Below are 12,341 nucleotides of genomic sequence, written 5' to 3'. Positions count from 1 at the left end.
GTGCTCTCGCGGATCACGGATTTCGACTCAGCGCGAACGGGTGCTGCCGGGGACCAGCGCGATTTCGCGCTCGTCCAGCTCGACGGCTGGGGCCTCCTGAGGTGTCGGGGTGACCGCGATCACGCGGCTGAGCCGGTTGTGCGGCGCATTGTGATCGGGAAGGACGCTGACGGCGGGCGTCTCGACCTTGTCGCTCGCGCGGCGGCGCGGCGTCGCGGCGGGGCGTTCGAACATGCCGCCGAAGCGCGGATCGTTGGCGGCGATGTCTGCGATCGTCTTGGCGGCGCGCTTGGCGACCTGACGCTGACGCTCACGCTCCTGCGGATCGGCCTCCACCTCGATATCGGCGGCATCGTCGGACAGGCGGCGCGCGACGGTGCGGCGCTGCGCTTCCAGCTTCTCCTCGAGCTCGGCGATTTCAGCCGGATCGATGATCGCGGCACCGGCGCGATAACGGGGAAGGCGCGGATCCTGAACCTGCACCGACCGGGTATTGCGGGCGCGGCGCCTGAGCTGCTCCATCGCGACGCCGCGCAGATGATCGACATAGGCGTCGAGCAGCGCTTCACGGGTCTTGATCGCGAGGTGCTCGCCGGCTGCGGCCTCGGTGCGCTCAAGGGCGTATTCGTCCTCGACCATGCTCTCCAGCGTATTGGCCTCGCCCTCGGCACCCAGGCTCATCGCATGCAGCGAGACGGTGGTGGCTTCGACCTTCTTCGCCGAGGGGCGCTGGTCGGTCATGACGCGGAAGCGGAGGCTCTGCAGCTCGCCGCGCAGCTGCCAGTTGACGAAGGTCGTGAACTGGGCGCGCTCGGAGTCATAGGCCTGGATCGCACGGTGAACACCGATCGCGCAGCACTGCTCGGCATCGTCCCAGTGGCCGGCAAGGCCATACTGGCGGATGAAGTGGCGGATGCGCGGGGCGAGCAGCTTGAGCACCTGGGCAAAGGCCCGCTCGCCATAGACGCGCTGGCGGTTGGTCTGCGTCTGGCCGTCCTTGGCCATGTTCTCGATGACAGCGGCAACAGCAACTTCGAGCGCGGCAGTGGTGTTCGACATGATCGTCCCCTCGATCGTCTTCGCCAGTGCAGTGCTTGCTCCGGCTACAGGGGAATGATCGCCGATTGCGGTAAATAGGAGTAAACCACTCCTATACGTAATTCCACAATAAGTAGAAATACGGTAACCATATTCGTTCAGGCGGCGCGCACCTGGCTGACGAAACGGTGAACCTGGGCGGAGAGGGTGCTGGCCTGGCCCGACAGCGAGCTCGCGGAGGAGAAGACCTGATTTGCCGCGGTTCCAGTGGCTTCCGACGCCTGGCTGACCCCGACGATGTTGGCGGACACCTCATGCGCCGCCTGGGCGGTTTGCTGGATGTTGCGGCTGATATCGGCGGTGGCGCTATTCTGCTGGTTAACCGCGCTTGCGATACTGGTGCTGATTTCGGCGACCTGACCGATGGTCGCGGTAATATTTCCAAGTCCCGCAACCGCGCGCCGAGTCGCGTCCTGGATCTCGCGGACCTGGCCCTCGACATCCTCCGTCATCCGTTCGGTCTGGCTTGCCAGCGCCTTCACTTCGGCTGCCACGACCTCGAACGCCTTGCCGGCCTCACCCGCACGCGCCGCCTCGATCGAGGCGTTGAGCGCCAGCATGTTGGTCTTGCCGGCAATTTGCCCGATCAGACCGACCACGGTGCCGATGCGCTCCGCAGCTTCGTCGAGCGCGCGCACGACCTGGTCGGTCTGCTCGGCGTCGGTCACGGCCCGCTGCGTGGTGTGGGTCGATTCTGGTAACCTGCGCCGCGATCATCTGGATCGATGCCGACAACTGCTCGGCGGCCGATGCGACGGTCTGCACCCCGGCGCTGGCCTGTTCGGCGGCGGCCGCGACGGCAAGCGCACGGTTGTTTGCCTCGCCGGTATTGGCGGTCATCGACTGGGCGCTGGCTTCCAGCTCGTTCGACGCGACGCTCAACTGGTCGACAAGTCCTGCGACCTGTGCCTGGAAGTCCTCCGCGAGCGCGGCGAGCTTCTGGTCATAGGCGACCTTGTTCTCGGCGATATAGCAGGAGATGGCGAGATCCATGTCGATCATCACCGCCATGTTGATCGCGGTGCACAGGTCCGCCGTACGCGCCGCTCCGGCGCCGCTCAGCGAGCGACAGGTGCTGCGTGCGGCGAGGTCGAACAGATGGCGCAGGATGAAGGTGTAGCCGCCGATATACCAGCGCGGGTCGAGCCCGATCTTGCTGTGCATCAGGCCTATCTTCTTGACCGACACAACATAGGCGTCGTCGAACCGGCCGCTGAACAGCATCTTCCAGTGTGCCGCCTGGGCGTTCGCGGCGCGCGGCATGGCCTCGGCGCCCTTGAACATCGCCGCGAGCTGGGGCCAGCCGCGCAGGTTTGCGTAGAATTTGTCGAGGATGCCCGGAAGCTCGCGCTCCAGCGTCGGCATGAACTTGGTCAGCGCGGCGCGCTGCGAATCGGTGAAACCGGCAAAGGCTAGACGTTCGACAAGTTCGGCGCTGACGGACATTTCAGGACCCTTTCATCCCGACGGAGTTCCTACCCATATAGGAGAATCCCCGGTCGCCCGGTCGGCATCCGCGTTCTTACTTAGCTGTTAAGCAAAGCGCTCCGGCCGCACCCGGCTGCCGACATAATTGTCCAGCCAGGCGCGGTGCGCCGCGCTGGCGTCGCCGGTGCGCGCGATCGCTTGGCTGGCGCGCCCGCCGCCGATCTGGGCGCGTAGCAACAGCCCTGCGCGTTCGTCGGTCAATCCGGTCTTGAGGTATTTGATCGCGTCGCCAGGGCCCAGATGATGGGCGAGATACGCGGTGCGAGCGACAGCGGAGGCATCCTCGCCGGTGGCGACCCCCGACCGCTCGAGCGTCTTCAGATTTGCCCGCGCATAGTCGGCGGTCGTCTCGATCGACGCCGTCGCATTGTAGCGCAGCTGAAGCAACTCGGCGCGCGCGGCGGGGCGAACCTGGCCGGACCGGTCGAGCCAGCCCTTTGCCTGCGCCGTCTGGTTGAGCCAGGTGCCGCGCGTCTCGGCCATCCCTTCCCAGGTGCGGCTGAGGAACTGGCCAAGGCCAGCCGCTGACGAGCGGCTGTTGCGCGAATAGATATTCCACTGACCCGCACTGTCCTTCGCCGCTTCGGCATTGACGATCGCAGCGAGCGCAGTGGCCGGAATGCCGGTGCGGTCCGCCGCGCGCTCGAGCGCGGGTGCGTGCCGGGCATTGGCACCGAGCCGTGCGGGATCGAGCGCGATTTCGCCCATGACGGGCGTGCTCGCCTCGACCGATCGCAAGTCGGGGTCGCGGATTTGGGAGCGGTAGTCGGGGCTGTGCAGCACCGCCGCCATCGGACGTGGCTGGGTCGCACGGCCCGCCAGTTCGAGCAGAGCGTCGAGGTCGAGCTTCTCCATGTCGGGGTTCTGCGGCACCTTCGCCTCGGCGTCGGGCATCACCGTGCCCATCGCCGCCTGCCACAGCCGCTTCTGGGCCGATCCCAGCGCGTTGCGGTGGATTGCGGCGGCGGTCGCGGCGGTGTCGGGCGAGCCGAGCGGACGGGTGTGGATCGTCATCATCGACGGATGCTCCTGCGCATTTCGCGCGCGCGCCGGACAAAGCGGGCGGCGGTCAGATCGTCGAGCATCGTCTGCTCGGCGGTCTGAGCGACGCGCTCGGCCTCGGCCTTGTACTGGTCGGCGGCATTGCCGATCGCTTTCATCGACGCATATTGCTGCGCGGCCTGACGGCGCAGCATGGCAAGCTCGACTTCGGCATCGTGGCGCAATTGCTCCAGCCGACGGCGCTCGGCGCGGGCGCGTTCGAGATAGGCGTCGGCATAAAGTTGCCAGTCGATTGCGCTCAGCTGGCGTTCGCGCACGATCTTGGCACTCAGCGCCTCGTGCAGCGACTGCATCTCGTCGAGCCGGATCGTCGCGTCGGCGATCAGCCCCTTGAGGGCATCCATGTCGCGGTCGAGCGCGCGAAGCGCGGCGTCATAGGGCGTGCGCATGCGCTTCCTCCACCAGTGCGTTCAGATCGGCAAAGGCCTGATCGGCGTGGCCGCGATCGCCCTTGCTTTGGGTCAGCAGTGCCTCAATCTGCGGCGCGATCGCGACGGCGCGGTCGACCTCGGGGTTCGACCCGGCCTTGTACGCGCCGAGCCGCACGATCTCTTCCATATCGGCATAGGTGCCGAGCACGCGCCGCGCGGCGAGCCGGGTCGAGTTCTGATCCTCGTTCAAACAGCGGGGCAGGGTCCGCGACACTGACTTGAGCAGGTCGATCGCGGGATAGCGTCCGCGCTCGGCAATGCGCCGGGTGATGACGACGTGACCGTCAAGGATGCCGCGCACCGCATCGGCGACCGGCTCGTTATGATCGTCGCCATCGACCAGCACGGTGAACAGCCCGGTGATCGACCCTTGTCCGGGCAGGCCGGGACCGGCGCGTTCGAGCAGCCGGGGCAGCTCGGCAAAGACGGTGGGGGTATAGCCGCGCGTCGCGGGCGGCTCACCATTGGCCAGACCGATCTCGCGCTGTGCCATCGCAAAGCGCGTGACCGAGTCCATCAGGCACAGCACGCGCAAGCCCCGGTCGCGGAAATGTTCGGCAAGCGCGAGGGTGGTCCAGGCGGCCTGACGGCGCATCAGCGCGGGTTCGTCCGACGTCGCGACGACGACAATGCTGCGGGCAAGTCCTTCCGGCCCCAGATCGTCCTCGACGAATTCCTGCACTTCGCGGCCACGCTCGCCGATCAGGCCGATGATCGCGACATCGCATTCCGTCCAGCGGGCGAGCATCGAGAGCAGCACCGACTTTCCGACACCCGAGCCTGCGAAAAGACCCAGCCGCTGGCCAGTGCAAAGCGGTACGAACAGGTCCAGCGCACGTACCCCGGTCTCGATCCGGTCGCCAACGCGGGCGCGCGATGCGGCGGGGGGCGGGGGGCCTTGATCGGCTGGCGCGTCGCGCCCAGTGGCAACTCGCCCTTGCCATCGACCGGGCGGCCCAGCCCATCGACCATCCGGCCGAGCCAGGCGTCGCACGGACGGAGCGACAGCGCGCCGGGGTGGAGCCAGGCTATGGTGCCAGACCGCAATCCCTGTGGCTCGCGGAACGGCATGCACTGGGCAAGGCCGGCCTCGATTCCGGTCACTTCCGAAGGGATCATCCCCTCCGGCGTCTCGATATCGATCCGCGCGCCGATCTGCGCGGCACCCGCAAGGCCCTCGACCTCGATCAGCGCGCCACGCACGGCGGTCACGCGCCCGTGCCGCTTTTCCAGCGGCAGTGCGGCGATCGTGCGGGCGGCGGAGGACAGGCTGTGCATTGCCCGAGGTCTCAGGCGGCTTCGTCTGCCGGAGCGGCGGCCGCATCCTCAAGTTCGATCAGCGTGCGGCATGTGCCGAGCCCGCGATAATAGCTGCCCTCGGCGACCTGTCGGGCAAAGCGCACGCACGCCGCGCGGCCTTCGTCGGTCGCCATCGCGGGAATCAGCAGCGTCAGCTCGTCGATCACCTGGTTCTTGTGCGCCTCAGGCTCGTCGCCCAGATATGCCATCATCGTCGCGTGATAGAGGCGGCGTGCGGTGGTGGTGGCTTCCTCGGCCGACATGATCTCGCGACCGCGCAGCAGCGCGACCTTGTTCTCGATCACCAGCTCGGTGCGACCCTTGGCGCGCAACATGGCGCCATTGACCACCAGAGCCTCTCCATCGCGCAGGGAAATTCGCAGCATCGTCACGTCCTCGTATTGTGCGTTGCTGCTTTCATAGGAAGGCGGCGACGTGCGCGGTCCCGCACCCGGAAAAAATTGCCGCCCAGCAAATTTTGCGCAGCCGTGCAGACCGGCGGGTCGGGCGCTCTCCTATGATGGCCATGAATTGCCCCATTGGGCGCGAACCGGAGACAGTCCTTGAGCCTTTATTCCGCACTTTATGCCGGTGTTGCAGGTCTCGGCGCCGAAGCGACTGCTATGGCCGTCGTCGCCGACAACATCAGTAACATCAACACCATTGGCTACAAGGGGAACGACATCCAGTTCCGCACCCTGGTCAGCGACGGTCGCGCCAAGTCGACCTATACCGCAGGCGGTGTGATGGCCGCGCCTCAGGCGCTGATCTCGAAGCAGGGCCTGCTTCAGGCCTCGAGCAACACCACCGACCTCGGCATCGAGGGCGGCGGCTTTTTCGTAGTGCGCCAATCGCTGGACGGGGACGACGTCGCCTTCACCCGTGCGGGCTCCTTCCGACCCGACGAATTTGGCTTTCTGCGCAATGCGTCGGGGATGTATCTTCAGGGCTGGCGTCTCGACAGCTTCGGCGAGTTCACCAACACCGGCAACGTCCAGGCGCTGACACCGGTCCGCGTCAGCGATCTGACCGGTGCGGCCGCGCCGACGACCAAGATCGACGTCCGCGCCAATCTTCAGTCGACCGCGACTGCGTTCACCGGCGTCTACAACTCGGGCGACATGGCGACCGGCGTCGTCACCCCGAGCTTCAGCCGCTCGTTCGATATTTTCGATGCGCAGGGCACGTCGCACCGCGTGACAATGGCCTATGTCCGCACCGGCCCGAACACCTGGCAGGGCGAGCTGTATGCCGAGCCGGCCACCGACGTCACCACCCCGAACGGCGTGCTGGCCAGCGGCGAACTGCGCTTCAACCCTGACGGCAGCCTGATCCGCGACGACGCGGTTTATACTTCGGACTTGTTTGATCCGGTCGACGTGACCTGGAGCAACGCGGCCGGTTCGGTGCCGATCCGTCTGGGTCTGGGCGAGAATGGCACGATCAGCGGTCTCAGCCAGTTCGGGTCGGAATCGGCGATGATCGCCGCTACCACCGACGGCGGCGTGTTAGGCAACATCGCGTCAATCCAGGTGTCGGAGGCGGGACTGCTCAGCGCTGTGTTCGACAATGGCGTGACGCGCCCGGTGTTCCAGCTTCCGGTTGCGACCTTCCCCAACCCGGATGGCCTGACGCGCATTTCGGGCAACGCCTATCTGCTGTCGGACAAGTCGGGCAACGCATCGATCGACGTTGCGGGCGCGCTTGGCGCAGGCACGATCCGGTCGAGCACGCTGGAAGCCTCCACCGTCGATCTGGCGCAGGAGTTCAGTAACATGATCCGCTTCCAGCGCGCCTACAGCGCCGCGTCGAAGATCATCACCACGGTGGACGACATGCTGGCGGAAGTCAGCAACCTCAAGCGCTGATAACTGACCGGGCGGGGGGACTGACGTGTCGATTACCGAGATTCTGGGGGGCTGCCGTATCGGGCATGAGCGCGGCGCAGGCCGGGCTCAAGACCGTGTCGACGAACATCGCGAACGTCGGCACCCCCGGTTATGCTCGGGAACGCGCGAACCAGTCCGCCGCCGTTCACAATGGCGGAGTCAGCGGCGTGCTGGTCGGCGAACCGACCCGCATCGCCGACAAGTTCCTGGAAGCTGCAGTCTACCGCCGCGCGCAAGACCTTGGCATGTCCGAAGTCCAGGCCAATTATCTCGATCGGATGCAGGCGCTGCTCGGTTCGCCAAGTGGTGAATCGTCGCTGCCCACCCGGCTCGACGCGATCACCAGCGCGGCGATCGCGATGTCGGGCGCGCTGGGGGTCGAGCAGAATGCATCGGACTTCGTCGCCCGCGCGACCGACGCGATCGGCACAATCCAGCGGCTCGACACCGATATCGCGACGCTTGCCGCCGATGCCGATGCCGAGATCGGTCTGACCGTCGAGCGGATCAATGCGCTGCTCAAGCAGGTCCATTCGCTCAATGACGCGGTCTCGCGGCTTGACGGCCTCGGCCGCAGCGCGGCGGGCACCGCCGATCAGCGCAACAACGCGGTGCAGGAACTCAGCAGCCTGATCGCGATCACCGTGCGCGAACAGCCCAATGGCCGGTTGATGATCGAGACCGCGGGCGGTGCGCCGTTGCTCGACACGCGGATGCGGTTGCTGTCCTATCCGACCTCCAAATCCGGGTCGGGTGCTGCGCTTGCTGAATATCCCGGCATCGACATCCGCTTTGCGACCGACGCGGGCGAGCCGGGTGCAGCGACCGGTGACCGCATCGATCCTCGGCGGTGGGCGCAAAGCTTGGCGGCCTGCTCGACCTGCGCGACCGCGCGCTGCCGGGCTTTCGCGACCAGCTTGGAACCTTGTTCGGCGGCCTCGCCCGCGCGCTCAACGGCGCATCGAACGCGGCGAGTGCGGTTCCCGCGCCGTCGCGACTGGACGGGTCGACAACCGCGCTTGCGACCACCGACCGGCTCGGTTTCACCGGCGCCACGATTTTCGCCATTACCGACTCAAGTGGTACGATCCTCGCGCGCACGCGCATCGACTTTGATGCGATGGGGCCGGGGGCTACTGTTGATGATGCGCTTGCGGCGATCAATGCGGGGCTTGGAGGGACAGGCACGGCGAGCTTCGCCGACGGTCGCATGACAATCACTGCGGGTGCCACCGGACGCGGCGTTGTGGTCGCAGACGATCCGGCTGCGCCCAGCAACCGCGGCGGCGTTGGCTTCAGTCAGTATTTCGGTCTCAATGACATCGTCCAGACCGAGGGGGCGCTGCTCAGTCCCGCCGGATTTTCAAGCGGCGATCAGCACGGCTTCGACGCCGGCAGCACCTCCGACATCATGTTGCGCGATTCATCGGGTCGAGTGATCGCGCGGACCACGATGACTGCGGCGGCTGGCGGAACGATGGGCGACCTCGTCACCCAGCTCAACGCCAGCGAGATCGGCAGCTTCGGCACCTTCTCGATTGATTCCGCAGGCCGCTTCCGCTTCGACCAGGCGGCTGGGGTCAGTGGAACGACGATCTCGATCCCCGCCGATTCCACCAGCCGCCACGGCACCGGCATCACCTTTACTGCGCTGTCGGGTCTGACGGGTGGCGCGAACGGGCTGGCGCATGGTGAGATCAAGCCAGAGCTGCGCAACAGCCCTGGGCGCCTTCCCCTCGCTCTCTTCGACACTAGCGCGGTCGTGGGCGAGCGGGGACTGCTACCGACCGATACACGCGCCGCGCAATTCTATGTCGACAGCTTCGGCAAGGTGAACGACCTCGGCAAGGAGGGAAATGTCTCGCTGGAGCGCTACGCTTCGCTGATCTTGGGCGAGACGGGCACCAACGCGGCCAATGCGCAGACGCGGTACGAGGACGCTTCGGCGCGCAGCCAGGACGCGATCAATCGTCGCGACTCCTATTCGGGCGTCAACATCGACGAGGAACTCTCGCTGATGATCGTCCTGCAGAACAGCTATTCCGCCGCCGCGCGCGTCGTGCGCGTCGCGGACGAAATGTACCAGGCCCTGCTCGGGACCGTGAGATGAGGATCGTATAGATGCGCGTCGCCACTATTCCCCTGCAGCAGACCACTGCGATCTCGATTCAGCGCGCGCAGCAAAAGCTCGCGGTCACCCAGGCGCAGCTGTCGACTGGCAAGAAGGCACCCGACCTCGCCGCCCTGGGCAGCGAGGCCGTTCGCACCCTTTCTGCGCATACCTTGCTCGCCAAGCAGGAGGCGCATGCCGAAACCGCGACCCGGCTCGGCACCACGCTGACGCTGTACGAAACCTCGATCACCGCGATCGAGAACGGATCGATGGACCTCGGCACGCGGCTCGCCACTGCGGTAGGCACCGGCGAATCCGCAGGTCTGGGCGAGGCAATTTCGGCAGCGTTCGACCAGTTTCGCGCGATGCTCAACACGACCGAGGGGGGCTGCCACTCTTTGGCGGCGGGATCGCCACCTCGCCGGTGACCGCGACGACGATCGACCAACTCTCCGGGACCGCTGCGGCGGACCATTTCGACGATGGCGACGCGATTGCGCGTGCGCGTGTTGGCGACGGGCTCGACCTCAATTACGGGATCACCGCGAGCGAGATCGGGCTCGCAATGACCGACATCTACCGCCAGCTGGTTGAGGCCGGTCCATATGGCGACCGCTTGACCGACGCGCAGAAGACCGCGCTGACGAGTATCAAGGACCAGCTTGACGACGCCGTCACCGGTATCCGTACCGTGAATGCGGAGAATGGCCGCCGCCTCGCCCAGGCGGAGACGCTGGTGGATCGCTCCAACGAGCGCGCGCTGGTGCTTAAGGATATCATCAGCCGTAACGAAGACGCCGATCTCGCCCAGGTCGCGATGGACCTGGCGATGCATAAGACGACGTTGGAGGCCAGCTACTCGGTCTTCACCCAGCTCAATGAGCTCAGCCTGCTCAACTATCTGCGGTGAGGCGGCGCATGCGCGCCCCTTCGCCTTTCACTGACCCGCACTCAGAAAAAATAGAAAGTGCTACTCGCATGAACGCCTTCACCAACCTCAAGATCGCCTACAAGATCGCCGCGCTGATGCTGATGCTCGGCGCCGTGACGCTCGCGATTGCCATCAACGGCACCGTTTCGCTGAGCAAGGTCGACAAGGACTATTCGCACCTCGCCGGTACCGTGCTGCCCAACAACACCGAACTCGCGCGCACCAACCAGGGCGTGATCGATATGGTCTATTCGGGTTATCAGCTGACCGCCTACCCGGCGCATAGTGCTGAGGCACGCGCGGCGGTGGAGCGCGAGAAAGAGGCGCACGTGACGGCGCGCAAGCGCCTTGAGGATATCGTCAAGGCAGAGCCCGACACCAAGGGGGCGATCGAGCCGGCGATTCAGAAGCTGGATGAGCTCCACGCCCTTGTCGGTGAGTCGTTCAAGTTCGGCCTGGCCAACCGCAATGACGAGGCGCGCGCGGCGATGGTGCCCGCTGATGCCAAGGCGAACGAGGTCCGCGCTGAACTGCGCAAAGTGACGATCGCTCGCGCCGAAGCTGCGACTGCCGAGACCGAGAATCTCTCCGCGACCACCGCCACCACCATCACCACCATGCTGGTGATCGGCGTGCTCGGCGTGGTGTTCGCTGTCGGCATCGGCATCTTGGTCGCGCGCAAGACGATCATCGCGCCGCTGCTCGGCCTTGAAGGCACGATGCGCGCCCTCGCGGGCGGCAACAATAAGGTCGATGTTGCCGGCACCGATCGCATCGACGAAGTGGGCGGCATGGCCAAGGCCGTGCTCGTCTTCCGCGACGCCGCGCAGGAGCAGGAGCGCCTGACCGCCGCGAAGGCCGCCGCAGATGCAGAGCAGAAGATGGTGATCGATACCGTCTCCTCGCATCTTGAATCGCTGGCGCAGGGCGACTTGACCCGTCCGATCGACGCGCAGTTCAGCGGTGCCTATGTCGCGCTCAAGGACAATTTTAATGGCGCGCTGTCCTCGCTCAGCACGCTGATCCAGTCGGTCAAGGAAAGCGTCCGTTCGATCGGTGCCGGTTCGGGCGAGATCGAGGCGGCTTCAGAAGACCTGGCGCGCCGCACCGAAAGCGCTGCCGCTTCGCTCGAGGAAACCTCGGCCGCTGTCGCCCAGATCAACGATCGTCTGCGCAATGGTGCCGAATCCGCGACCCAGACCGTGGGTCGCGCCGATCAGGCGATGGTCACCGTCGGCACCGGTCGTGGCACCGCCGAGGAAGCGGTTGCCGCGATGGGCCGCGTCGCCGACAGCGCCAAGGGCATCGACAGCGTGATCGAAGGGCTCGACAAGATTGCCTTCCAGACCCGCGTCCTGGCGATGAACGCGGCGGTCGAGGCCGGCCGCGCCGGTGAGGCGGGCCGTGGCTTTGCGGTCGTCGCCGACTTGGTCGGTCAGCTCGCGATGCGCTCGGAAGAAGAGGCCAAGCGCGCCCGCGAACAGCTGACCACCACCCAGAACGATGTCGAACTCGCGGTCGGTGCGGTCGAGCGCGTCGATGGCGCGCTTGTCGGCATCTCGTCCGACGTGTCGGCGGTGCATGAGCTCCTGAGCGCGATGGCGCAGGACAACCAGGCCCAGGCCGCGGCGGTCCAGCAGATCGCGTCGGCAATCGGCACCATGGATGAATCGACGCAGCAGAACGCGGCGATGGTCGAACAGACCTCGGCCGCCGCGCGCAGCCTGAACTCCGAAGTCCGCGTGCTCGGCGAACGTGCCGACAGCTTCCGCACCGTCGGCGGTGCTGCGCCAGCCGCGCCGGTCCGCGTCGCAAAGCCGGTCTCCAAGGCCCCGGTAAAGGCCGCCGCGCCCGCACCGAAGATCGAGGTCAAGGCTGTGCCCCAGCCCAGCGAGCGCGTCTATCAGTCGCCGATCAAGCCACTCCCGGCCGCTGCGGTCGCGTCGCTGGTGCGCCGCAACGACGACTGGGATGAATTCTGATCCGCGAACGCTGATCCCCGAGCCGACCGGTCGCTTCCTCCCGGACGG

11 protein-coding genes and 2 pseudogenes are annotated in these 12,341 nt (G+C 66.2%); 6 read left to right on the top strand and 7 right to left on the bottom strand.

Annotation, left to right across the window (positions count from 1 at the left end; genetic code table 11):
* Nucleotides 1-27: 27 nt before the first annotated feature.
* The 7 genes and pseudogenes from LRS12_RS00160 to LRS12_RS00130 all read right to left on the bottom strand — a co-directional run bounded on the left by LRS12_RS00160 (nucleotide 28) and on the right by LRS12_RS00130 (nucleotide 5,764).
* Nucleotides 28-1,059 carry a sigma-70 family RNA polymerase sigma factor gene (locus LRS12_RS00160; RefSeq protein ID WP_257842745.1) on the bottom strand — a complete coding sequence of 344 codons (1,032 nt, stop codon included), beginning with the start codon at nucleotides 1,057-1,059 and terminating at the stop codon, nucleotides 28-30.
* Nucleotides 1,060-1,196: 137 nt separating this feature from the next.
* Nucleotides 1,197-1,736 (bottom strand): methyl-accepting chemotaxis protein, encoded by a 540-nt coding sequence (locus LRS12_RS00155; RefSeq protein WP_257842744.1) that lies wholly within the window; start codon nucleotides 1,734-1,736, stop codon nucleotides 1,197-1,199.
* Nucleotides 1,737-2,064: 328 nt separating this feature from the next.
* Nucleotides 2,065-2,544: pseudogene (locus LRS12_RS00150) on the bottom strand (protoglobin domain-containing protein); the annotation flags it as partial.
* Between the two features lie 87 nt (nucleotides 2,545-2,631).
* On the bottom strand, nucleotides 2,632-3,600 hold the full coding sequence (locus tag LRS12_RS00145; protein ID WP_257842743.1) for a peptidoglycan-binding protein: 969 nt from the start codon (nucleotides 3,598-3,600) through the stop codon (nucleotides 2,632-2,634).
* Complete coding sequence (locus LRS12_RS00140; RefSeq protein ID WP_257842742.1) at nucleotides 3,600-4,037, bottom strand: hypothetical protein; 438 nt, start codon at nucleotides 4,035-4,037, stop codon at nucleotides 3,600-3,602. Before LRS12_RS00140 ends, LRS12_RS00145 begins: the two co-directional genes overlap by 1 nt.
* Nucleotides 4,021-5,357, bottom strand: a pseudogene (gene fliI / locus LRS12_RS00135) (flagellar protein export ATPase FliI). The gene LRS12_RS00140 and the pseudogene fliI overlap by 17 nt, the downstream one beginning before the upstream one ends.
* An 11-nt stretch (nucleotides 5,358-5,368) precedes the next feature.
* Nucleotides 5,369-5,764 carry a flagellar biosynthesis repressor FlbT gene (locus tag LRS12_RS00130; RefSeq protein WP_257842741.1) on the bottom strand — a complete coding sequence of 132 codons (396 nt, stop codon included), beginning with the start codon at nucleotides 5,762-5,764 and terminating at the stop codon, nucleotides 5,369-5,371.
* A 177-nt stretch (nucleotides 5,765-5,941) separates the two neighbouring features.
* On the opposite strand from LRS12_RS00130, the gene LRS12_RS00125 reads away from it, so the two are divergent.
* The 6 genes from LRS12_RS00125 (at nucleotide 5,942) to LRS12_RS00105 (ending at nucleotide 12,293) form a co-directional block, all read left to right on the top strand.
* On the top strand, nucleotides 5,942-7,246 hold the full coding sequence (locus tag LRS12_RS00125) for a flagellar hook protein FlgE (RefSeq protein WP_257842740.1): 1,305 nt from the start codon (nucleotides 5,942-5,944) through the stop codon (nucleotides 7,244-7,246).
* Nucleotides 7,247-7,311: 65 nt separating this feature from the next.
* Nucleotides 7,312-8,481: a flagellar basal body protein gene (locus LRS12_RS19815; protein WP_308222944.1), complete on the top strand. Its 1,170-nt coding sequence runs from the start codon at nucleotides 7,312-7,314 to the stop codon at nucleotides 8,479-8,481.
* Nucleotides 8,478-9,377, top strand: coding sequence for a flagellar basal body rod C-terminal domain-containing protein (locus LRS12_RS19810; RefSeq protein ID WP_308222943.1), 900 nt, complete (start codon nucleotides 8,478-8,480; stop codon nucleotides 9,375-9,377). The genes LRS12_RS19815 and LRS12_RS19810 overlap by 4 nt, the downstream gene beginning before the upstream one ends.
* A gap of 11 nt (nucleotides 9,378-9,388) precedes the next feature.
* Entirely contained in the window at nucleotides 9,389-9,808 is a 420-nt protein-coding gene (locus LRS12_RS00115) for a hypothetical protein (protein WP_257842739.1), read from the top strand.
* Nucleotides 9,805-10,290, top strand: a complete 486-nt coding sequence (locus LRS12_RS00110) for a flagellin (RefSeq protein WP_257842738.1) — start codon at nucleotides 9,805-9,807, stop codon at nucleotides 10,288-10,290. Before LRS12_RS00115 ends, LRS12_RS00110 begins: the two co-directional genes overlap by 4 nt.
* 68 nt (nucleotides 10,291-10,358) lie before the next feature.
* Nucleotides 10,359-12,293, top strand: coding sequence for a methyl-accepting chemotaxis protein (locus tag LRS12_RS00105; RefSeq protein WP_257842737.1), 1,935 nt, complete (start codon nucleotides 10,359-10,361; stop codon nucleotides 12,291-12,293).
* Nucleotides 12,294-12,341: the final 48 nt, after the last annotated feature.

The sequence above is a fragment of the Sphingomonas sp. J344 genome (assembly GCF_024700005.1).
GTDB lineage: Bacteria > Pseudomonadota > Alphaproteobacteria > Sphingomonadales > Sphingomonadaceae > Sphingomonas.
This window is presented reverse-complemented; position numbering and strand designations above follow the sequence as displayed.